This is a genomic window from Paenibacillus sp. BAC0078 (assembly GCF_054483875.1).
In genome coordinates, this window is record NZ_JBTLRW010000033.1 from 1 (window position 1) to 20,949 (window position 20,949).

Genomic DNA, 20,949 nt, shown 5'->3' on the forward strand with positions numbered 1-20,949 from the left:
GTTTTGATTATATCAGATCAAACCATGTAGGACAATTAAGCTGTCCAAAGACAGCCCTTGTCCTAAGCCGATTCATCCCATGCCTGAAGACGTTGGGCTTTCTCGGCTATATACTGTAAGGGAGAGATCGTCAATGAGTGCAGAATTTATTATTAACGGTATTGGGCAAGTGTCCATTCGTGTGCATGACATGGAGATTTCCACACGATTCTACCAAGAAACTCTAGGTCTTAACATGCTGTTTCAGATTCCAAACATGACGTTTTTCGAATGCAACGGCATTCAAATTATGCTGAGCATTCCCGAAAATCCTAAATTCGATCATCCCAGTTCTGTATTCTATTTCAAGGTTGACAACATTAACGCTGCGTACGAAGCATTAGTTAATCGTAATGTAGATTTCTTAGGTAAGCCACATAAAATTTCTGAGGTAGGTCAAACCGAAACTTGGATGGCATTCTTCCATGACCCGGACCAAAACGTACATGCCCTAATGAGCGAAGTAACTGTCAGCAAATAACTGGGTCCACTTTTCGAGCATTACTGAAGCTCCCAGCCTTGATCATACCTAATGAGTATTTCATCACGTTCATAGAAGCATTGCAATCGAAAGCGAGGTGATGCCATGAAATGGGGAGAGATTACCGAACTGCATCCAGGTCGTTTTATATTAGTAGAGGCTATTAAAGCAAACTCCATCAACCGTGTACGCCAATTGGAGGAGATAGCGGTCATTCAGGACTACGATAGTCCTCAGGAAGCCTGGAGTGGCTATAAAGAGCTGCACAAGCTGCATCCGACACGTGAATTATATGTATTTCATACCAGCCGAAACGATATTGAGGTCGTTGAGGAGTTTTTCTCAGGAGTGCGGCAGCGGACATGAACATACGACTCCGGCATGGCTTACCTATCGTTTCCATCAGTAAAACACGAAAGGTAATTAAATCAATTCCTGTTAAGCCATACCCTTTCATTACATTTCCATAGACCAAAGAACTCTTGTTCGTCCAGCATTGATTGATATACAGGTTCAAGAAAATCAAAAAGACAAGTCATCACATCCTGAAACGCAAGTTGTTCCTCAATCCCTAAACGACGCATGAAAGCTATCCATTGCTTTGTTCGGCTGTCATCATCAGCAAATTTAGTCTGAAACAAAGGATGTTCTTTTTCCAGTGCTGTGCCTCGACGTTGGAAGGTTTCGAACACTGCCTCATAAAGTACGCGTCCATCAAAATCATTGGTAGTCAACAGCATATATATATCGTAAAAATCCTTCATTCGACTATTCATGACCGACAATGTAATCATCGCCTCGAACTTTTCTGAAATGACGGATTCCTTCGAATATGCCTGCACCTGTGGAGTTTCCATATCAAGCAGAACAGGGTAGTCGATGAGCTGTGGCTTCGGAATCACAACATCGCCAAATCCGATGTCAAACTGCAGGCTCTTTCTCATTCGACCTAGAAGAGCCGTTACCTTGATTCTTACGCCCTTATAATCAGCATCCTCTTTAATTCTTTCCGTTGTCATTTCGTCTAGCTGAAATACAACTCCATCTTCAGGAGTGTCTATCGAGCAAATCGTCACAAACAACTCCCTTAATATTTCCAATTCATTTGCAATCTGTTTGGCCAGAAAGTCAACATCTTTCGTTGGACGCGCCTTGAATTGGGTCTGTGAAAACAGAAACAGTCCGCCCTTTAAGATGAATTTGTCCCTATAATCAGAAATAGACAAACGGTACAAGAAGCGCTCTTGAAAGTAAAGCAACAGCAAGGCATCAAATGCTTTTCCCGATGCCTTGGCTATATTTTTCAAACGCTCAGAAATGGAGGCAGGGATATTTTTAATATCACTCACTAGATCAACACCTCAAGATATTTTTGCAAAACAGTTCGAATCCGCAGCTTATCAGCATAGGAGACCAGCTTTGTTATATTTTTGTGGGGAGATTGAAGGTAACTCCTTAATCCCTCCTTCATCAAATCAATCCCAAGCTTCTCACGGTACCGCACAATATCGCAGATCGTCTTCTCGCGATCATAGATTTTAACGGCGAAGCCATCAATGCAAACCTCGTCTATACCCACTTTGTATTGTACATCTGCTAAATATATTATTTTAATGGGAGGATAGCCTGGAAGTTTTGGTTTTTTTCCACCACGATGAATGGCAATATGGTATTCCCAAGGATTGTAGGTTGTCAGTTCATAATAAGATAGGGCGGAGAGAAGACAAATGACCCCTTTGGGAACCAGCTTTGATACTTCAACCATTTCGTTTAATGGTTCGTTATCTTGGCTCGAATGCCGATAAACGCCTTGCTTTACTCGTTCGATTTCACCGACAGATTCCAGCTTTTTTATGTAGTAAGGGGATATGCCCGCCTCAATGAAATCTTTCGTTCGAGCAAGACCATTATGTTTATTCAGAACACGCTTGGCCGCAGTTATAATTTGCTCCTTCATATGCTCACCACCATTCACATTTACTAAAAAATTTCCGTTTCATAAGATATTCAATATTTCTTTATAATTTCCTTTCATTATTCACAAAAAGTTCTGCACTTAGACGCAAAAGCAGAAAAAACCTATAACCCCTAGTAGGGTATAGGGAGAGTTTTTCTGCTTACCCTGCAGTTCCAAATGTCTCATTTATAACTATTTCGTATTCTTCCCACTTAAAATAAAAAGGCCCTATATTAATAGCTTTATTACCAGGTTCTAGCTTGAAATCTCTCCATATAATAAGATCCCCTTCTCTCTCAATAAATACTGATATAAAGCCACATTCTTCATCTCCACACCAAGGGCAAACTAGGATTGGGTATCTGTAGTATAAATATTCGTGAGGTTGCTTCAATAAGAAATAATTAATTATCTGTCTTTGATGCTCTTCACTGCCCCAACCGAAAGACGGAACCATATCATGCTTTTTTAGCATTTGGTAAAGTGACTTGTCATCAATGATCATGTCATGTCAGCAAATTTAGTGTTTTTATTTCCTTCTTGTTCTGGATCACAGCTATCGTATCGGCTTGAAGGTTTAGTTTGTAATTGATTTATAGTTCTCATGAACCCTCCGCTCAAAAAATTATATGTGTTGATATGCGATGTATCCATCCGGCTTCTTCGACTATTCTCTCCACACAATCCTTACCTTTGTAATTTCATATTTTCTTTTTGTTGGCTTTTTCGGCTTAGAAAATATGCTTTGATGCTCAGGTAATTCGTCATGTAAGCCCTTTATAAACTTATATTCTTGACAATCGTTCTTTTCTGTAAAGTAGATATCATATTCTTGTACCCTTCCATTAATAATGGCTACTTGATAAGTAGTAAAAAGATTGGTTATTCCAGCGCTATTCGTAATCTGCTCTTCAATCTCACTCAATGATATATACTGCCTTAAATACATATCTTCACTGTGGCCAGTATAATCAAATAACAAAAAATCCCCGACTACAATTTCATCCCCTGTTAAGGGAGTCTCTCTTTTTCTGAAATAAAAAACGGTCTTGTCCAGATTCAACGGGTTTCTAAGATGAAGATTGTTCTCACCAATAACATCTACGTGTTCAAGTATATAATTAACTTCATTCTGGAGTTCTTCTGATGAGTACGACTCATTTTTTAGAAATGAATTACTTGCAATAATTTCAGCCAACTTAGAAATTTTCATTTCCATAATTAATAGTCCTTCCTGGATGTTTCTCATAACGTTTCCTCATTCCCAAATCCAAGGGCCTTGAGGGCCATAGCGTCCTTTAATCTGATCAATTCTTTTTTACCGCGACTTCCTTTTTTCGTTGTTATATTTCCCTTTTCGTCGGTTCTTCGCTGGATGAATTCTCCGGTCAAAAGATTGATATCATCTTCGTCAGATTTATCAATTGTCGTTGTTCCTGTAAAGTAACTCCCCATCGTTGCTCCTATTAAAAACCAGTCATTATTTTGATACCTGAATCTATATTTGTTGTACCATCTCCAATTGCTTCCCCCGTAATCGCTAACAAGGACAGAACCCCGATCAATGATTAGACTATCAAAAGGGTCACCCCATCCCCCACCCTCATCAGCTTTCAAAATGACATTATCGGCTTTATTGAAACGGAATATGTATTATTTTTACCGCCAAATGCAATTAATAGTGATCTTCTCAATTACTGTTGCAATGTCTGGAATACTATCTTTATTTAGATCGCCTTCAGCGATAACTGGCTCTCCTTTGATAAGCTCTAAAATATGCCATCCTTCTGGAATAATTGAATTTATACTTTCCACTTCCAATGCTTCTTTATCATCTTCGATTTTCAATCAATTATTCTATGATCTTCCCAACAATTTGTTCTTTACTAATCGTACCGAAAATTCTGCTATCCAAACTGTCGTTATAATTATCTCCGATTACAAAATATTGATTTGCTTCTGTCTCGTATTCACCAACTCTGGAGTTGTCGACCATTTTAACGGGTAATTCGACTTGAACATCATTAATTAGTACCTTGTCTTTCATTACTTTTATCTTTTCGTTTGATAACCCTACAACTCGTTTAACATACATTTTATTTTTCTCATCTATATAAAAGCAAACAAGCTCATTACGTTTTACTTCATGCTGATTATAATAATCTGTGTCTAGCTTAACAATTTGACCATCTTTAAATGTCGGTTCCATAGAAGGACCCATTATTTCCATTTTTTTAAAGTTTGTACTTTTACTACAAGCACTAATGACCACAAAACCTAATAATGCTATTATGCATCTCTTCATATTTACCGCCTTTTTTTGAATTTCTTCAAAATAATTATTGCCATACCAGCAGTTCAGGAAGGATTGGTTTCAGCTTATATAGAGGTTATTTGTTGACTGAGCCGTTCCTGGATATAGCGAAGTGCATGAATGCTAACCTTCTTCGTTACACCAGAGGTGGATAGAGCTTTCTCAAATGACTTTTTGCACAGAATGCTCGGTCTGGTGCCGGCTGAAGGTTTACCCAGGAATTAACCATTGACCTCATTGATAAGGTTGCTGCTGCTCGGTTTATTTACGTATTTTTCCTCCTCCAGTATATCAGCCATTCTAAATACTGGAAATCAAAAAAGGAACCCTTAATGTTCTTCAACCTCAAAGGGTTTTTGTAGTCATTATTAAGCTGTCACTGTATCCAGATCTTTCACACAGCCAGATTTTCACAACAAAAAACCTCCCCTCACCCCTAGGGATGAAAGAAGGCTTAAAAGCGTCCCGTTAATTCACTAACAAGGTCTGTATACTAACAACAAAAATAAACAATGAGACAACAATACTCATATACCAAAATCTCTTTTTACCTTTTTGAAGCTCTTCCAGACCCATCAACAACATAAGAGTTCCTAAGAAGAACATCATATACGGCATAAACTCAAAATTCTTAGTAATTAGAGCATAACTTGATGAAATAATTATAATTATTGCTACAACAAATTTACTGATTTTAAGCAAATTAACTCCCCCCCAACAATACAATCATCATATACCGCATGTTCATACATCCACTTTTGCCGATCTGGATTTGTACCCTAGTGTACTCCACTAATCATCCAGGATGCATTAACATAGGTTAATACTGATCGGTATGAAGCTATCTGCTCAGTGAAACGGATATGCTTCTTTGAAAATGCTCTTCGCGGACCCAAGGGCCTCATGGTTCGATGCTTTAATACTGTGAAGTTGCTGGCCTACTTTGAGTAAACCAACATTAAATATTTAGTGCCTCTAAATACCACCACATGACCTTATGATATCCGATCAACTTTGACCCGATTTCATTTACATCATCTATACTGTAATCATAAAAATATTCATTATCTTGCTGATAGAGCTGATATGTGCCATCATTGAGTATTTCATCTCTATATTTGTACAAGGCTACTACATATCTTGGATTATTAACGTTTCCGTTAACATTTAGATCTTCTTTCGTAATGTTATCAATTTCTTGAATAGCATGAATTGCGTTCTTGCTCTGTACTAATACGGGTGGGTTAAACTCTTGCGGATAACAAGCAATTGTTATCCATATCGTTATTAAAATCGTTATTAATATCTTTGAGATTTTAATCCATAGTACTTTCTTAGTAATAACTAAACAGAGTAAAATGACTAATGAATTCATAAATATTGTAACTGGAATTGATACAACTCTTCCTAATCCTGTATAGGGAAAAAGGTAGATTAGTAACACTAACAACAATACGGTTGGTAACAACAACAAGATAAATTTGAGAATGTATGACCATATATTCTTCACAGACACCCTACTCTCGAAAGGTTTTTTCCTTTTTACCAGAATTTTTATGTAACGTTGTTATATTCACGAACCCGTAAGGTTGCAAGCCTGCCATTCCTCGTTCTAGCGTCTGATAGACCAAGGAGCGTTAGCAACGTAGCATGAATCCGGTGTTTTGCGATTCCCTTGTCCTCTCGATTCAACTTTCAAGTAGAGGTATAGTTATGTCTATCAGTTCATTTTGGTTGTCCAAGTACTTTAGTGTTTGCTCAACCACTTCTGTATTCAGGGTCTTCATAATGATTAAATGCTTCATATGTATACTAGGCGGGTCCATAAATTCATTATTGAAGTGTTCAACTAGTTTTTCCGGAGTCGTTAAGTTACACCATCGCTTAGAACCATCACTAAAGCTTAGGGTCACTTCTACAAAACGATTGGATTCAATATCATCATCAAAATACCAATTCTGCATAATCAATACCGATTCATTGCTCGTTGAAAAGTAGTCCTTTGAAATCCATACTCTTCTTCCGTGATCTCCAACAATCCTGTATTTATCCTCAACCGCATCCACTACTTCATAGTCTTTTCCGCGAGTTAATGTATGCTCGTATACACCAATATTAGTGCACCTAATGATTTGATCATCCATGAGTTCACTTCCATCTCCTTGAATTACAGGCAAGATTTCTGTTGCCACTCGTTTATCTTTTGGATTTGACTGTTATTGTCTACATCCTTTGTTTCCAAACCGAACATTTGGGAGTTAATTCCTTGCATGAGTGGATTAAAAAATGAGATCACCTCTACTTCTTTACCAACTACATCCAGTCCTTTACCAATAATAAATCTCTCTTTCGTTTCATCTTCATACTTTTCCATTGTAATTTCTTCATTGTCTGTTGTTTCATCAAAAATGAGATTTCCTTTTAAGTTTAAGTACAACACATCTTTCTCGACTCTCCAATGAAATAAAGTTATATTCCCCATGCACTTCTGATGACCATACACCAACTAAATCTTCATTCTTTATAAATTCTTTTTGTATATTCATAGTTATTCGCTCTTTTCTATGTTTTTTGGGCTATTTCCTCTGAAGACCAAGGAGTGTCGATCCTTAATTCTCTTCAGTTTTATCTCTCCAATTTTCCTCCTCCAGTATACCAACCATTCTAAATATTAGGAATTAAAAAGAACCCTCAAGGTTGTTCAACCTCAAAGGTTCCAATATTTCCGAGTGAAGCTGGCGGTAGTAGCTCTCTACCATATTCGTGGCACCGATTCGCGAGTAGCTATTCTCGTTTCTTCCCAACTGCGCCAAGATAGATAACAAATTCTTCATCACCGTCTAATCCTAAAATCTCATCAATCAGCTTTTGATCATAGATTCCAATTGCGCAAGCACCTGCACCGATAGATTCACTGGCTAAATAAAGGTTTTGGCATACATGTCCAACATCAATAAGGATTTTTTTGTGAGCTGAAATATCATATTTCCATTCGGAGCGATAGGGTGTTGTACTCCAGGCAAACAGTACGGAAGCCTTTTTTGCAAAGTTAGGGACAAATGGCTGATCTAAAGTAATCGCATCAATCTTCTGTTCAAGCTCATCTAATTCAAACATAAATAATAGCTTATGTTCTAGAGGCAGGTATCTGTAGATTCCTTGCCCAATGCCTTCTACCCGCATAATAATTAAATAGGTTTCAAAGGTGTGTGTCGCCCCACTGCATGGTACAGTTCGCAGCGTAAGTCCGTTCTTATTAATACCAGTAATCCCTTGGGTAGCCCATAATAAATAGGATAACTCATCCAGACTTAAAGCTTCCGCAGAATAAAACCTTGTACTTCTTCTTTGATTTATACAATCAAAAATGTTGTCATTACACACAACGTCTTTACTGACCTTAGGCAAATCAATAATTATTGATTTCGAATCAAAAGGCTTAACAATTGGCGGTTGTGCAAGTCCCTTGATCTTATCTGTTTTTATATGTTTAAATTCATGAAAATTAGATTTTAGAAAACGCCTTTGCTGTTCGTATCTTGTCATAACAGATCCCCCTAGATTACCTTATTAGCTTTAATTTATCATTTCATAGAAATTAGATTGTGATCTAACTCACTAATTCAGTTGTTTGGGTGAGCAACAAAAAACCTCCCCTCGCCCCTAGGGGCAAAAGAAGGCTTAAACGCGTCACTCCGAAGCACGGTAGCTAAATTTTTAGCTCCCCAAGCTTAATCAGCTCGACAACCGCTTGCGAACGGCCTTTTACGTTTAATTTTTGCATGACGTTAGAGATGTGGTTGCGGACGGTTTTTTCACTGATGAATAACAATCCGGCAATATCCCGTGTTGTTTTGTCCTGTACAAGAAGCTCGAATACTTCGCGCTCGCGATGCGTCAACAGGAATTTGCTGTGATGTTCGTTCCCCTTCAATGGTGTCACCCCTCCTTGCCCTGGGTTTGTTTGGTATAACAAGGTAAAGGGATACAGTCAAATCATACTATGTAGAGGGAATGTCAATGGTGCGGTCACAGCATGAAAATGGGCGGAGGCCAGGAGGCTGATCACGGACAGTACGGGGATTAATCTTTTTATCAGCATATACAGTAAAAAAACCGCCTTCCGGCGGTATTCAAGCGCAGCTTACCGGTCCGTCACGCCCTTTTCGGTTACGCCGGTTTAGTCCGGTAATGCTGCTGCACCTTCAGTGTATTTTATGAAATGGATTCCATAGCAAGCTTTTTATTGTGAGAGTTTCCCAAAGGGCATTATGGTAAAATAGAGCCATATCATTACTGCACCAGGAGGCGCCACCGCCGATGGCCAATATTAAAGAAATCGCCCGCATTGCCGGGGTTTCCGTAACCACCGTATCGCGCGTGCTGAATAACCATCCTTATGTCAGCAAGGACAAAAGAGCCGCTGTCCTCGAAACAATAGAACAATTGAAGTATACGCGTAACATGAACGCCGTTCATCTGATCACTGGCCGCACCGGAGCGGTTGCGGTGATTCTTCCATATATCAATGCCTTTTACTTCTCGATTGTGATGGAAGGGCTTGCCCATGAAGCGCTGATTGCCCAGTACCGGCTGATTGTGTGCCAGACCAACTATTCCCCCGAAGAGGAGCTTAAGGTACTGGACATGCTGCGCAACAAGGAGATTGACGGTGTGGTCATCGTCTCAACAGCGCTAACGCCTGAGATCATCGCAGAATATACCGCTTACGGGCCGATTGTGACCTGCCAAAATAGCGGGAAGCACCGTTATTCTTCTGTATATATTGAGCATTATTCCGCTTTCCGTCATGGCCTGCAGTATTTGTACGACAAGGGGCACCGCAAAATTGGCTACTGTGAAGGCAGACAGAACGGCAGCAGCTCCTCTTTTCGCCAAACTGCGTATCATGAGTTCCTTGCAGAAAAACGTCTGCCCTTCCAAGAAGAGTGGATGATCTTTGACTGTATGAATGAGGAGAGTGGAGCGGCAATAGCACAGCAGTTACTAACAATGCCTGAACGGCCGGAGGCGATGATAATTGCCGGCGATCATATCGCCGCAGGTCTTATCATTGAAGCCCGCAAGCACGGCATGAGCATCCCGGGGGATCTGGCGGTGATGGGCATCGACAACCAGCCCATCGGGCGGCTGCTGGAAATCACTACGATTGACAATCAGCTCTATGAGATGGGGGCGGCCGCCTTCCGCATCTTCCATGAGCAGATTAACGGCGGCAGCCATTGCCCGGTATACCGGAAGCTCGAATACCGGATCATTGAGCGGTCTACAGTCTAAGCGGATGAATTACATCGTTGCCGTAAACGCCGTAGACACTTGCGAGGAATGGCCGCTCAAGCCAATGGGCGCCAGCGTAAGATCAACTTCAGCTATTTTTCAGCTAAGCAGCGGTTTCAGGTGTGATGCAGCCTCCCGATTATGGGAGGTTTTTTGTTGTGTCGGCATGGCTATGATTTAAATCACATTTTTGTGTTGACAGCCTATGTACGGGCATTTATGATAAATTCTATAATTGATAACGATTATCATTTGCATACACAAAAAGGGGTGTTTTTATTGAAGTTTAGTTATGCTGTTCCCGCCGGTCTGCTTGCGGCTTCTATTTTGTTCACCGGATGTGCGAGCAATGCCAACAATAACGTTGGCAGCTCAGAAAGTGGCAGTGCTGTGACCAGTGCTCCAGTTGCTACCGCTGACAGTGCCAATACCGCTCCCGCCGCTGACTTCACAGCCGCAATCGAACAATACCGCACCTATGCCACTCAGCAAAGCGATGAGTTCGTCAAACAAACCGAAGCCTTCACCAATGCTGTAAAAGCAGGCAAGCTTGATGAAGCCAAGGCACTATATGCCCCGGCCCGCATGCACTATGAACGGATTGAGCCTATTGCCGAAGCGCTTGGAGATCTGGACCCTAATATTGATGCCCGCGAAAATGATGTCGATCCGGCCGAATGGCGCGGCTTCCATAAGATTGAACAGGCGCTGTGGCAGAACAGCACTACAGAGGGTATGTCGGATGTGGCGGATGGGCTGCTGAAGGATGCACAACTGCTGCGGGCCAAGGTGGAAACTGTGGAGATTGACGCCAGCCTGCTTGTTACCGGTGCAGTAGAGCTGCTGAATGAAGTCTCCTCCTCCAAAGTAACCGGTGAGGAAGAACGTTACTCTCATACGGACCTTTATGATTTTGTGGCCAATGTGGAAGGGGCGCAAAAAATTTATGAGCTGCTGAAGCCTGAGCTGGCTAAAAAAGATCCCGAACTGGAGAAGACAATTGGCGAACGGTTCGATGCGCTGCTGGCTGAGCTGGCCCCGTTTAAATCCGGGGATGGTTATGTGTCCTACGAAACGCTGAAGGAAGACCAAGTGCGTACATTAAGCCAGAATTTGGATGCTTTGGCTGAGCCGTTGTCCAATATGGGGACTATTCTAGGAGTGTGACCGGGATGAAAAAGAAAAATCTTCTTAAGGACGACAACAAGAGCACTGGAATCTTTGACCAGAAGCTAAGCCGCCGCGAAATGCTGCGGCTTACCGGCGCCTCAGGCCTTGGACTGCTGCTGGGCGGCGGAAGCGTTGGCGGCATCATGGCTGCCGGACAGGCGGCGGCACCTCCGCAAGCTTCCAGTGCTGACAGTATCCCTTTCTACGGCACTCATCAGGCGGGTATTCTGACACCTGCCCAAAATTTTCTCTGCTTCGCGGCGTTTGATCTCACTACAACGAAGCTGGCTGACGTGAAAAAGCTGCTGCAAGCATGGACTACAGCCGCCGCAGCCTTAACCTCCGGCAGCCTGATCGGCAGCGTCAACGATAACCCTAATCTTCCTCCTTCGGACACAGGGGAAGCAGATGGACTTACACCATCCAAGTGTACGCTGACTTTTGGGGTGGGGCCTGCTTTTTTTGACGGACGGTTCGGGCTGGCCTCGAAACGTCCGTCCACACTCGCCGATCTCCCGGCATTTGCGGGAGACAGCCTGGAGCCGCAGTGGTCCGGCGGCGATCTCTGTGTACAGGCCTGCGCCGATGATCTGCAGGTGGCATTTCATGCCATCCGCAATCTCGCCCGCATCGCCCGCGGCACAGCCGTGCTGCGCTGGACGCAGGAAGGCTTCCAGCGCACGGGCGCCGCTGACCCTAAAGGAGCTACACCGCGAAATCTGCTTGGCTTCAAGGACGGCACAGGCAACCCGGATGTCACGGACGATGCCGAGATGCGCAAGGTCGTCTGGAGCGGGAGCGAAGGCCCCGCCTGGATGAACGGCGGCACTTACATGGCCGTGCGCCGCGTGCGGCTGCGGATCGAGGTGTGGGACCGGTCCACATTAAGCGATCAGGAGGCCACCTTCGGGCGGCACCGGCAGAGCGGTGCTCCCATTGGAGCTACCGACGAATTCGCCAAGCTGAATCTGGAAGCGGCAGACGCTACAGGCAAACCGGTCATTCCTCCCGACTCCCATTCCGCCCTCGCGCATGGTGACGGTACGGTAAAAATACTCCGCCGCTCCTACTCCTATTCCAGCGGAATGGATCTGACCACAGGGCAACTGGATGCAGGACTCTTGTTCATCAGCTTCCAGAAGGATCTGGTGAAGCAGTTCGTAACTATCCAGCAGCGGCTCGCTAAGAACGACCGGCTGAACGAATATATGGTCCACACCGGCAGCGCGGTATTTGCCTGCTTCCCCGGCGTCCGCGAAGGCGGTTATATCGGGGAAGGGCTGCTGGGCTAGGAGCTGACGGATAAATGGGCTAGAACGGCCGTTGTTTCTGGGCAAATCGGTTGTTCTGGCTTCGAAACAACGGTATTTCTGCCGTTGTTGCTGAGCAAATCGGCCATTCTGGCTTCGAACACAGCATTTCTGCCTAGGGCAATCGCTTACGAAATGAACCGCGAGATTGGATGAAGTGGAAAAAGGAAACCTAATTTGCGAATTTCACCGATTTTTTGGAGATTAGATGGAAAAAGTAGACTTAATTCTCTCCATTTCCATCCATTCAGTGATTTCAGAAGGAAATAAGTGGATTTTTTCCCACTAACCATCCGGGGGTGAGGTTACTCAGCGGAATGAAGTGGAGAAATTCCACGCCAGTTATTTATTCCTGAAAATTATCTCAAAAATGAAAAAGCGGGCAGGTTGAGTAACTATAGGATTACAAGGAACAAGCCTTAATCTGACTGCCTGGTTATAGTTGAAAGGGAGGGCCCGATGTTATTACTTTTGCAGGTTAAGGAGCATAGGTCGCAAGCTCGCGGCGAACAGCTAATGCTTATGGGGCCGGAAGAGTGCTCAGAGATAAGAGCGGCGGATTGCAGTGAGCATCCAGCATCTACAAGGCTGGAGGAGCGGCCAGGGATGAGTGCAGCGGCTCGCGGCGAGCAACTAGCACGTATGGGGCCGGAAGAGCGCTCAGAAATGAGAGCGGTGGAGTGCAGTGAGCAACCAGCATCTACAAGGCTGGAGGAGCGGCCAGGGATGAGTGCAGCGGCTCGCGGCGAGCAATTAGCACGTATGGGGCCGGAAGAGCGCTCAGAAATGAGAGCGGTGGAGTGCAGTGAGCAACCAGCATCTACAAGGCTGGAGGAGCGGCCAGGGATGAGTGCAGCGGCTCGCGGCGAGCAGGCTACGCGCTCGCAGCAGGGGGCAGTGCGGCGTCTCCGGCTGGCGGAGCGCCAGGGACTGCAGGCAGCCGTACTCTTCGGCTGCCTGCTTCTGCTGCTGCTCTGCAGGCCAGCAGCTATCGCGGCGGCGGAAGGGCCGCCGCATGACGAGCTGCTGCCGCCGGTCGGCAGCGCGCTCGTCGAAGCCGGCCAGGGCCGCTGGGACGCGGCCGCCGCCGATGTGGAATCGTTCGCGGCGCTGTGGCGCACCGCGAACGAAGGCACGCCGGACCCGGCACTCGCCGGTCCGTCTGCCAAAGTTGACGCCGCGCTCGCAGACGCGGCGAAGACCCTTGCGGCGGGCGGCGGCACGCCCGCCAAAGCCGCACTGTCCACGCTCGCTAGAAGCGTGGACGCGTATGTGAACGCCGCCTCCGGCACGGGCGGCGTGGACACAGCCGCCGCCGGGCGGAACGCGGCGGCGAAGCTGCTGCCCGCTGCGCAGCGCGTGCGGGATGCGGCGCGCAGCGCCGATTGGACTGCGGCGGCGGAAGCGTACCGCGCCGTAGTCAGCGGATGGAAGCCGGTAGAGCGCGGCATCCGGGGGGACAATCCGGCAGTGTACGGACTGCTGGAGACGAAGATGAGCCTGCTGCGCATCGCTTTGCAGGCAGAGCCGCGGCGCGAGGATGCGGCGAAGACGGAGGCGGAGGCGCTATATACACTGCTGGCTGATTACAGCGCAGGCAAAGCGGTCGATACCGCGAATGTATCAACCGAACCTGCAACCATTGAGGGGCTCATCAGCTACCTGAACAAAGCCTTGGCAGCCGCAAAGGCCGGTGACAGCGCCGGGGCGGCAGAAATCATGGAGCAGTTCATTTCCGTCTGGCCTTCGGCCGAAGGACAGGTGCAGATTGCTTCGCCCAAGGTCTATGCCAATATCGAGAATGAAAGCGCGGCTGTAACCGGAGACCTTCTCTCCAATCCGCCTAAGCTTGAACAGGCGCTCTCGGCAATAGACAATATGCTGGTTGAGCTGACGCCGCTGGCCGGTGATACAAGCTATACAGCCTGGGATGCTGCACTGATTCTGCTCCGCGAGGGCCTGGAGGCTATCCTTGTGCTCGCCGCCCTCCTCGCCTATCTCAAAAGAGACGGCACACCCAGAACACAGCGCTGGGTCTGGTCCGGTGCAGCAGCCGGTCTTGCCGGCAGCATTGGGCTAGCTATCCTGCTGAGCCTTACGCTCTCCAAAGCGGCCTCCGGGGGAGCACGCGAGCTGATTGAGGGCATTGCCGGACTTATTGCCGTAGTGATGATGCTGACCATCGGCCGCTGGCTGCATGGCAAGTCGAGTACTGCCGCATGGAATAACTATGTGGGCAGGCAGGTCGATGGCGCTCTGGCTAAAGGCAATCTGTGGTCGCTGTTTTTCATAGCCCTGCTTGCGATTCTGCGTGAAGGGGCGGAAACGACGATTTTCTATGTGGGAATGGCTCCTTCGATTGCAGTCTCGCAGCTCCTGCTAGGAATCGGAGGCGCGCTTGTGGTGCTCATTATCCTGGGTTACGCCATTATCGCCCTAAGTGCAAAATTGCCGATTGCCGCCTTCTTCCGTACAGCAACCGTGCTGATTTATTACTTAGTGTTCCGCTTTCTAGGCGAGAGTATCCACGCGCTTCAGGTGGCGGGCAAGCTGCCTGCACATTCCGAGAGAGGTCTGCCTTCCATCGGCTGGCTCGGCTTGTACCCGACCTGGGAAACGCTGGTGCCTCAGCTTCTTATCCTGCTCTTTATTTTCTGGGAGCTGCTGCGCGGCAGAGCATCCGGCAAATCGCGTACAACCGGATAAGCCTGCATTTCAGGCGGAGCTTATTTAATAGTAAAGCATCAGTTCTAAAGCTGTGGCTTAGGACGGAGCCTTTGTGGTTCGGGGAGAGAGGGATTCTTCATATCAATCCTCCTGGTTCTAGCGGACCGTAAAGCGCTTATTGCTTCTTCAGCAGGTATATTTGGGGTGAATATCCTCACTTAACGGCTCTGGAGTCCGTTCACTTGCGGAAAAATGACTTCCAGTAGAAATAAGAGCTGCTCAGTCCGTTTACAAACGGGCAGACGTTTCCGATCAGGAGCTGGTTCTATTTGTGGGGCCAAGTCTGACGATCTACTAGTAAAGCTTACCAGCCTCCTTCAGGCTTGCGGACCGCAGTTCCGCTGCCGCCTGAAGGAGGCTTTTTCTTGCTGCACGGGAAAAGTCCCTCTTGCAAGCTCCAGTATTTTGTTTTATTCTGATTATGAAAATAATTTTCTTGTACATTGCATTATTTATAAAAATAATTTTACTTCATATTTGGAGAAAAGAAGGTGGAGCTTTTGTCTCCTATCCTGCATGCTCTTGAGCATGACAAGTCCAAGCTCTCGCAAATGGAGCGCAAGCTCGCGGAGCGTATTCTGGCCTCTCCCGGGGAAATCGTCCATATGGGCATTACCGAGCTGGCGGAGCAGTGCGGAATCAGCCCTGCTACGATCACACGTTTTTGCAAGGTTCTGCATTTCAAAGGGTTCCCGGATTTCAAAGTTAAGCTGGCGGCGGAACTCGCCCATAGCGATGTTTTCCCGCAGGATGGCGGTTCCTCTTACCAGGATATCGTCGCGGGCAATCCGCTCTCAGTAATTGTCGACGCCATGCAGGCCAATCATCTGGCTTCGATCCGTGACACGACCTCGCTGCTTGACCTTGACCGGCTGCAGAGCGCCATTGATGTGTTATGCCGGGCGCGGCGGGTTGATCTGTACGGGATGGCGACCTCTTCCATCGTAGCTCAGGATTTCTACCAGAAGCTGGTCCGCATCGGTGTGAACTGCACTGCCTTTGCCGATTCCCACATGCAGATCACCTCCGCTTCTTCGCTCACTAAAGGCGACGTCGCGTTCGCAGTCTCTTATTCCGGGGAAACCCCGGAAACGATTGATGCCCTGAGCTGTGCTGCGGCCAGCGGCGCGGCCACCATTTCGCTAACCTCTTATGGCAGCAGCACGCTGTCCACGCTGGCGGACATTCCGCTGTTCTCTTCCTCACTGGAGCAGGGCATGCGGCGGGGCGATATGGCTTCACGGATTGCGCAGCTCCACATTATTGATATTTTGTTCACCTCAATGGTCAGCACGCGGTTTGGAGATTTTATCCCTAAGCTTGAGCAGTCTTATTTGAATGTCCAACATTACCGGCATAAACGGGGAGGTCAATCTTAATGAATATTTTAAAGTTTAAAAATGATGAGGATTTCGCACAGACCGGAGCAAACCTGATTGTCAGTCTGCTGCAGAGCAATCCGAAGGCTGTTCTCGGCCTGGCTACAGGAAGCTCGCCAATCGGTGTATATGCCAAGCTGGTGGAGATGCACCGCAAGGGCATCGTCAGCTTCGCCAAAGCCTCCTCCTTTAATCTCGACGAATATGTGGGCCTGCCCGGAGACCATCCGCAGAGCTACCGGAGCTTCATGAATAAGCAGCTATTTAACCATATTGATATTGACCTGGCGAAGACGCATATCCCTAACGGCAATGCAGCAGATCTGGATGCCGAGTGCATTGCATATGATAAGCTGCTGGAGGAAGACGGTCCGGTGGACCTGCAGCTACTTGGCATTGGCAGCAACGGCCATATCGGCTTCAATGAGCCGGATGCCAGCCTTAGCAGCGGCACACATGTCGTTGACCTGCTGCAAGAAACGCTGGATGCGAACGCCCGTTTCTTCGACAGTCAGGAGGACGTGCCCCGCAAGGCGGTAACGATGGGCATCGGCGGTATTCTTAAAGCACGGCAAATTGTACTATTAGTGCGCGGCGAGGAGAAGGCTGAAGCAGTAAAGAATGCGCTGGAGGGACCGATCACGACACAATGTCCCGCCTCTCTGCTGCAGAGCCATCCGAATGTCGTTGTGCTCCTGGATGAAGGTGCTGCAAAATGGCTGAAGTAAACAACACGAAGAGCACCACTGGCGAGCTGCTGTTCGGAAAAGTCCTGACTCCCTCCGGCTGGATTGATGATGGGGTTGTCGCTCTGTCGGAAGAGGCTATTCATTATGCCGGAGAAGCCTCTTGGCTCCCCGAAGCCTATACCCGCTGGCCTGTCGGCGAAGCAGAAAACAACGGCGGCCTGCTGATCCCGGGATTTATTGACGTGCATGTGCATGGTGGAGCCGGCCATGACTTCATGTACGCAGATGCGGAAGCCCTGGAGAGCATTACGCGGTTTCATGCTTCGCAAGGGACAACAACGATGCTGGCCACCACAATGACTGCAGACAAAAAGTCTATCGACCGCGTTATCGCTGAAGTAGATGCCTTCCGTGCCGCCGGGATGCCATATGCCCAGCTCGCAGGGGTGCATCTGGAAGGCCCGTTCATTAGCCCGAAATGGTCGGGTGCGCAGAATCCGGAGCATATTGTTCCCGCCAATATCGGTTGGCTGGAGCAATGGGAGAAGCAGTACCCGGGAATGATCCGGCAGGTTACACTGGCCCCGGAATGTGAAGGCGCGCTGGAAGCTATTCTATGGCTGCGCAAGCATGGAATAACGGCGGCTCTCGGACATACGAATGCTACTTTTGAAGAGGTTATTGCCGCGGCCGACGCCGGATTGAACCAGGCTGTCCATATGTTCAACGCCATGACCCCGCTTCATCACCGCAAACCAGGCGCAGCAGGCGCCATTATGTTCGATCCGCGTATCCGTGCAGAGATTATTGCCGACGGCATTCATGTGCATCCGGCAGCAATCACTGTGCTGTCCCGGCTCAAGAACGCCAATAATCTCATACTGATTACAGACGCTATGTCAGCAACCGGACTAAGCGATGGTGAATATACCATCGGTGATCTTCCGGTACTGGTCCGTGACGGCGTTGCCAGACTGAAGGAGAACCCGGAAGCTCTGGCAGGAAGCACCCTTACGATGATTCGCGGGTTCCGTTATCTGGTGCAGGAGATTGGCCTCAGTCTGGAGGAAGCCTCCCGTGCCGCCAGCCTGACGCCGGCAATTTCGCTCGGTATGGAGCGAACCACCGGTTCTCTGGAAGCCGGAAAACGCGGAGATGTCCTGCTGCTTGATGACGCGCTTGAATTGCGCGGAGTCTGGATAGGCGGGCGTAAAATGGCTGAACCATCGTAATTCTCAGACTATATGCCAAAATTAAAAAACGCAGCCATCCCCTGTCGGTTAAGCCGGAAGGGTGGCTGCGTTTTTTTGAATAAAACCATGATTCCTCAGGAATACTATCCCAGGTCAAGGTCAGCAATTAATACCCGCTGCGCGTAGGGAAAATACGCTCCACCATGATGCGGAATTCATTGGCAAAGCCCTTCAGCGGATGTCCCGCACGGACTTGATCAGCATAGAAGTTGGCCCGCTGCACGAAATCGGGATTCGCCGACACGTATACGTTATCGATGCCCTTGTGGTGTTTTTTCACCTCATCAGCAATCTTGTTCTTCAATTCCGTGGTAACCCTATCGTTGTGAGTCACGTTATTGGTGCTGTATGGGGCAATGTTACTATTAGGTGTAATGGTACGAGTTCCGGCCGCTGTCCCCATGTTTACATCAAGATCATGCTTTAAACGGCGGCCATCGACGGTATTATTCCCCACATAGGTTCCAGGGGTTGGGGGCACTAGTCCTGTTCCGCCAACAGTTCCTCTGCCGGTATAATGTCCCGGAACTCCCGTCATTGAACCTCCCATACCGGTCATTCCCGGTGTTCCTGTCACTGTCCCTCTTGTGCCTGGCAGGATTCCAGAAGGGTTGCCCATACCCGTTACTCCCGGTGTAGTCACCGTCCCTCTTGTGCCCGGCAGGATTCCGGAAGGTCTCCCCATTCCGGTATAGTTGTTCAAGTGTGAAGGGCGGCCGGTGATGCTTGTAGCATGCGTCCCAGCTGAGGCTTCATTGAGGGTTACAGCTACATAGGCGCTTTTTCCGGCCAGCATTACATGCGCAGAACGGATCTCCGGCAATGCTGCAATCCGGTTAGCCAGATCCTGGCTCATTTCCATATTATCAAAGTTGTTTACGTGCATTCTCCCCGGTACGGCGTTTACGTTCAGACGACCGTCATGCATCCCCCGTACACTTTTGGTCTGAACATTCCCCGTTGCTGTGTTATTGGCTCCGCAGCCTGTAATAGTTACCATACCCAGAAGCAGCGCGGCGGATACCGACAGGCTGATCTTCGATCGCAACATGTTTCATCCTCCATCTCTAATGTTGTAATGTGTGCAACGTAACAGTCATTAGGATGGCCTCCATCCCATTAGGCTATGCTGAAAGGATTTGGTACTAGCGCCTGTTATCGTCACCGGTAAGAGGAATTCAGCGTAACATATTAACATCAGGCCGTATTCTGCAAAGAGCGCCGGTGCTTCTCCGAAAGGTGAAATCAGGAGGGATAAGCATGAAGGTTTTATTTACGTTTTATGTACCGAGCGGCGGGGTGGAGACGCTGAACAAGCTGCGGTGCGAGAATCTTCAGCGCAGCGGTATTGAATGTCATGTTCTATATATCATGCCGGGTTCAGGTACACAGAATGTACCGACTTTCCCGGTGTTTATTGCTCCCGGGGATGCCGATATCAAGGCAGTGCTCGATACCCACAGGTATGATGCCATAGTTGTTACATCAGATTTTCTGATGCTTGAACGTCTGCGCCGGTTGGGATTCACCGGTACTCTGATCTACGAAGCCCAGGGCCTCGGAACCCGCAGTGCAGCACAAGAGCTGGTACAGCAAGCCTTACCCTTTTTAAGCAATTATAGCAATGCAGTACTGATTCCGCCCACAAATCATTTGCTGGAGCTGTTTACGTCGCTCTGTCCTTGGCTGCAGCTTTTTGTCATTCCCAATATTGTAGATGTTCAGTCATTCCAGCTAACTCCCGGAGATTCTCCTGCTGATCCGGTTATTGCCTGGATAGGACGCCTGGAGCCTAATAAGAATTGGAGCGAGTACTTGAAAATTGCCTTTCATCTCCGCCTCAAGAAGCCGAACCTTCACCTGTGGATGTTCCATGATCCGAAGCTTGCCTCAAAGGGGCAGAAGAAGCAATTCGACGCCGAGCTCATGTACTTGGGGCTGAACGACCGATTGAATGTTATTACCAATCTTCCTAATCATCTGATGCCCATGTATTACTCCGCAATTGCGAGGTCAGGCGGGTTCTTGCTGTCCTCTTCGATCACGGAAGGGTTTGGGTATGCGGTTGCAGAAGCTGTCTGCTGTACTTGTCCTGTGCTCAGCACCGATTCCGACGGTGTAAGGTCCTTTATTATCCATAATGTTACCGGCAAGTTCTACCCGCTAGGCAATGTTGAGGCTGCTGTGGGTGAAGCTCTGGAGCTGATGGATAATTTGCCGCTGCGCACTGCCATCCGTGAGCAGGGCCGGAGCCATATGGTCACCCATTTCGGTTCCGGGCAGTATGCCGTATCCTTTCGCCAAATGCTGAATTCCTTTTCCATATTCTAGA

At 47.4% G+C, this 20,949-nt stretch carries 24 protein-coding genes; 10 read left to right on the forward strand and 14 right to left on the reverse strand.

Annotated elements, in window-relative coordinates; translation table 11 throughout:
* Window positions 1-133 precede the first annotated feature (133 nt).
* Window positions 134-520: a VOC family protein gene (locus ACX1DY_RS30275; RefSeq protein ID WP_458967828.1), complete on the forward strand. Its 387-nt coding sequence runs from the start codon at window positions 134-136 to the stop codon at window positions 518-520.
* A 105-nt stretch (window positions 521-625) separates the two neighbouring features.
* Window positions 626-886 (forward strand): hypothetical protein, encoded by a 261-nt coding sequence (locus ACX1DY_RS30280; protein WP_458967829.1) that lies wholly within the window; start codon window positions 626-628, stop codon window positions 884-886.
* Between the two features lie 62 nt (window positions 887-948).
* Here ACX1DY_RS30280 and ACX1DY_RS30285 read toward each other — a convergent pair whose 3' ends face one another.
* The 13 genes from ACX1DY_RS30285 to ACX1DY_RS30345 form a co-directional block, all read right to left on the reverse strand.
* Complete coding sequence (locus ACX1DY_RS30285) at window positions 949-1,869, reverse strand: nucleotidyl transferase AbiEii/AbiGii toxin family protein (protein ID WP_458967830.1); 921 nt, start codon at window positions 1,867-1,869, stop codon at window positions 949-951.
* Window positions 1,869-2,477 (reverse strand): type IV toxin-antitoxin system AbiEi family antitoxin domain-containing protein, encoded by a 609-nt coding sequence (locus ACX1DY_RS30290; protein ID WP_458967831.1) that lies wholly within the window; start codon window positions 2,475-2,477, stop codon window positions 1,869-1,871. The genes ACX1DY_RS30285 and ACX1DY_RS30290 overlap by 1 nt, the downstream gene beginning before the upstream one ends.
* Window positions 2,478-2,637: 160 nt before the next feature.
* Complete coding sequence (locus tag ACX1DY_RS30295; protein ID WP_458967832.1) at window positions 2,638-2,982, reverse strand: oxidoreductase; 345 nt, start codon at window positions 2,980-2,982, stop codon at window positions 2,638-2,640.
* A gap of 162 nt (window positions 2,983-3,144) precedes the next feature.
* Complete coding sequence (locus ACX1DY_RS30300; protein ID WP_458967833.1) at window positions 3,145-3,726, reverse strand: hypothetical protein; 582 nt, start codon at window positions 3,724-3,726, stop codon at window positions 3,145-3,147.
* Complete coding sequence (locus ACX1DY_RS30305) at window positions 3,723-4,094, reverse strand: hypothetical protein (RefSeq protein ID WP_458967834.1); 372 nt, start codon at window positions 4,092-4,094, stop codon at window positions 3,723-3,725. Before ACX1DY_RS30305 ends, ACX1DY_RS30300 begins: the two co-directional genes overlap by 4 nt.
* Before the next feature lie 42 nt (window positions 4,095-4,136).
* Window positions 4,137-4,325 (reverse strand): hypothetical protein, encoded by a 189-nt coding sequence (locus tag ACX1DY_RS30310; RefSeq protein ID WP_458967835.1) that lies wholly within the window; start codon window positions 4,323-4,325, stop codon window positions 4,137-4,139.
* A 4-nt stretch (window positions 4,326-4,329) separates the two neighbouring features.
* Window positions 4,330-4,782, reverse strand: a complete 453-nt coding sequence (gene lepB, locus ACX1DY_RS30315; protein ID WP_458967836.1) for a signal peptidase I — start codon at window positions 4,780-4,782, stop codon at window positions 4,330-4,332.
* A 477-nt stretch (window positions 4,783-5,259) separates the two neighbouring features.
* The gene (locus ACX1DY_RS30320; protein WP_458967870.1) at window positions 5,260-5,409 is read right to left on the reverse strand and encodes a DUF3953 domain-containing protein; all 150 of its coding nucleotides are present in this window, start codon (window positions 5,407-5,409) and stop codon (window positions 5,260-5,262) included.
* 340 nt (window positions 5,410-5,749) lie between these two features.
* The gene (locus ACX1DY_RS30325) at window positions 5,750-6,301 is read right to left on the reverse strand and encodes a hypothetical protein (protein WP_458967837.1); all 552 of its coding nucleotides are present in this window, start codon (window positions 6,299-6,301) and stop codon (window positions 5,750-5,752) included.
* Window positions 6,302-6,479: 178 nt separating this feature from the next.
* Window positions 6,480-6,935 (reverse strand): hypothetical protein, encoded by a 456-nt coding sequence (locus ACX1DY_RS30330; RefSeq protein ID WP_458967838.1) that lies wholly within the window; start codon window positions 6,933-6,935, stop codon window positions 6,480-6,482.
* 23 nt (window positions 6,936-6,958) lie between these two features.
* Window positions 6,959-7,294: a hypothetical protein gene (locus tag ACX1DY_RS30335; RefSeq protein WP_458967839.1), complete on the reverse strand. Its 336-nt coding sequence runs from the start codon at window positions 7,292-7,294 to the stop codon at window positions 6,959-6,961.
* Window positions 7,295-7,575: 281 nt separating this feature from the next.
* The gene (locus ACX1DY_RS30340; RefSeq protein WP_458967840.1) at window positions 7,576-8,337 is read right to left on the reverse strand and encodes a SagB/ThcOx family dehydrogenase; all 762 of its coding nucleotides are present in this window, start codon (window positions 8,335-8,337) and stop codon (window positions 7,576-7,578) included.
* A 163-nt stretch (window positions 8,338-8,500) separates the two neighbouring features.
* Window positions 8,501-8,725, reverse strand: a complete 225-nt coding sequence (locus ACX1DY_RS30345; protein WP_019908812.1) for a helix-turn-helix domain-containing protein — start codon at window positions 8,723-8,725, stop codon at window positions 8,501-8,503.
* Between the two features lie 386 nt (window positions 8,726-9,111).
* Between ACX1DY_RS30345 and ACX1DY_RS30350 the strand changes: the two genes are divergently transcribed.
* The 7 genes from ACX1DY_RS30350 to nagA all read left to right on the forward strand — a co-directional run bounded on the left by ACX1DY_RS30350 (window position 9,112) and on the right by nagA (window position 18,596).
* The gene (locus ACX1DY_RS30350) at window positions 9,112-10,089 is read left to right on the forward strand and encodes a LacI family DNA-binding transcriptional regulator (RefSeq protein WP_458967841.1); all 978 of its coding nucleotides are present in this window, start codon (window positions 9,112-9,114) and stop codon (window positions 10,087-10,089) included.
* Between the two features lie 279 nt (window positions 10,090-10,368).
* A complete protein-coding gene (gene efeO, locus ACX1DY_RS30355; protein ID WP_458967842.1) occupies window positions 10,369-11,256 on the forward strand; it encodes an iron uptake system protein EfeO in 888 nt (295 codons plus the stop codon).
* Between the two features lie 5 nt (window positions 11,257-11,261).
* Window positions 11,262-12,551 carry an iron uptake transporter deferrochelatase/peroxidase subunit gene (gene efeB, locus ACX1DY_RS30360; protein WP_458967843.1) on the forward strand — a complete coding sequence of 430 codons (1,290 nt, stop codon included), beginning with the start codon at window positions 11,262-11,264 and terminating at the stop codon, window positions 12,549-12,551.
* Between the two features lie 477 nt (window positions 12,552-13,028).
* Complete coding sequence (locus ACX1DY_RS30365) at window positions 13,029-15,275, forward strand: FTR1 family iron permease (protein WP_458967844.1); 2,247 nt, start codon at window positions 13,029-13,031, stop codon at window positions 15,273-15,275.
* A gap of 521 nt (window positions 15,276-15,796) precedes the next feature.
* Complete coding sequence (locus tag ACX1DY_RS30370) at window positions 15,797-16,675, forward strand: MurR/RpiR family transcriptional regulator (protein ID WP_458967871.1); 879 nt, start codon at window positions 15,797-15,799, stop codon at window positions 16,673-16,675.
* Window positions 16,675-17,403: a glucosamine-6-phosphate deaminase gene (nagB, locus tag ACX1DY_RS30375; protein WP_458967845.1), complete on the forward strand. Its 729-nt coding sequence runs from the start codon at window positions 16,675-16,677 to the stop codon at window positions 17,401-17,403. The genes ACX1DY_RS30370 and nagB overlap by 1 nt, the downstream gene beginning before the upstream one ends.
* The gene (gene nagA, locus ACX1DY_RS30380) at window positions 17,391-18,596 is read left to right on the forward strand and encodes an N-acetylglucosamine-6-phosphate deacetylase (RefSeq protein ID WP_458967846.1); all 1,206 of its coding nucleotides are present in this window, start codon (window positions 17,391-17,393) and stop codon (window positions 18,594-18,596) included. Before nagB ends, nagA begins: the two co-directional genes overlap by 13 nt.
* 127 nt (window positions 18,597-18,723) lie before the next feature.
* Here the strand turns inward: nagA and ACX1DY_RS30385 are convergent, their stop codons facing one another.
* Window positions 18,724-19,668, reverse strand: a complete 945-nt coding sequence (locus tag ACX1DY_RS30385; protein ID WP_458967847.1) for a YhcN/YlaJ family sporulation lipoprotein — start codon at window positions 19,666-19,668, stop codon at window positions 18,724-18,726.
* A 209-nt stretch (window positions 19,669-19,877) separates the two neighbouring features.
* On the opposite strand from ACX1DY_RS30385, the gene ACX1DY_RS30390 reads away from it, so the two are divergent.
* The gene (locus ACX1DY_RS30390) at window positions 19,878-20,948 is read left to right on the forward strand and encodes a glycosyltransferase family 4 protein (RefSeq protein WP_458967848.1); all 1,071 of its coding nucleotides are present in this window, start codon (window positions 19,878-19,880) and stop codon (window positions 20,946-20,948) included.
* Window position 20,949 lies beyond the last annotated feature (1 nt).

Excerpts from the sequence above, each read along its gene's own strand:
- ACX1DY_RS30275 (WP_458967828.1), top strand. The coding sequence starts at position 134 with ATGAGTGCAGAATTTATTATTAACGGTATTGGGCAAGTGTCCATTCGT.
- ACX1DY_RS30280 (WP_458967829.1), top strand. The coding sequence starts at position 626 with ATGAAATGGGGAGAGATTACCGAACTGCATCCAGGTCGTTTTATATTA.
- ACX1DY_RS30290 (WP_458967831.1), bottom strand. The coding sequence starts at position 2,477 with ATGAAGGAGCAAATTATAACTGCGGCCAAGCGTGTTCTGAATAAACAT.
- ACX1DY_RS30295 (WP_458967832.1), bottom strand. The coding sequence starts at position 2,982 with ATGATCATTGATGACAAGTCACTTTACCAAATGCTAAAAAAGCATGAT.
- ACX1DY_RS30300 (WP_458967833.1), bottom strand. The coding sequence starts at position 3,726 with ATGAGAAACATCCAGGAAGGACTATTAATTATGGAAATGAAAATTTCT.
- lepB (WP_458967836.1), bottom strand. The coding sequence starts at position 4,782 with ATGAAGAGATGCATAATAGCATTATTAGGTTTTGTGGTCATTAGTGCT.
- ACX1DY_RS30320 (WP_458967870.1), bottom strand. The coding sequence starts at position 5,409 with ATGCCGTATATGATGTTCTTCTTAGGAACTCTTATGTTGTTGATGGGT.
- ACX1DY_RS30330 (WP_458967838.1), bottom strand. The coding sequence starts at position 6,935 with ATGGATGATCAAATCATTAGGTGCACTAATATTGGTGTATACGAGCAT.
- ACX1DY_RS30340 (WP_458967840.1), bottom strand. The coding sequence starts at position 8,337 with ATGACAAGATACGAACAGCAAAGGCGTTTTCTAAAATCTAATTTTCAT.
- ACX1DY_RS30350 (WP_458967841.1), top strand. The coding sequence starts at position 9,112 with ATGGCCAATATTAAAGAAATCGCCCGCATTGCCGGGGTTTCCGTAACC.
- efeB (WP_458967843.1), top strand. The coding sequence starts at position 11,262 with ATGAAAAAGAAAAATCTTCTTAAGGACGACAACAAGAGCACTGGAATC.
- ACX1DY_RS30365 (WP_458967844.1), top strand. The coding sequence starts at position 13,029 with ATGTTATTACTTTTGCAGGTTAAGGAGCATAGGTCGCAAGCTCGCGGC.
- nagB (WP_458967845.1), top strand. The coding sequence starts at position 16,675 with ATGAATATTTTAAAGTTTAAAAATGATGAGGATTTCGCACAGACCGGA.
- nagA (WP_458967846.1), top strand. The coding sequence starts at position 17,391 with ATGGCTGAAGTAAACAACACGAAGAGCACCACTGGCGAGCTGCTGTTC.
- ACX1DY_RS30385 (WP_458967847.1), bottom strand. The coding sequence starts at position 19,668 with ATGTTGCGATCGAAGATCAGCCTGTCGGTATCCGCCGCGCTGCTTCTG.
- ACX1DY_RS30390 (WP_458967848.1), top strand. The coding sequence starts at position 19,878 with ATGAAGGTTTTATTTACGTTTTATGTACCGAGCGGCGGGGTGGAGACG.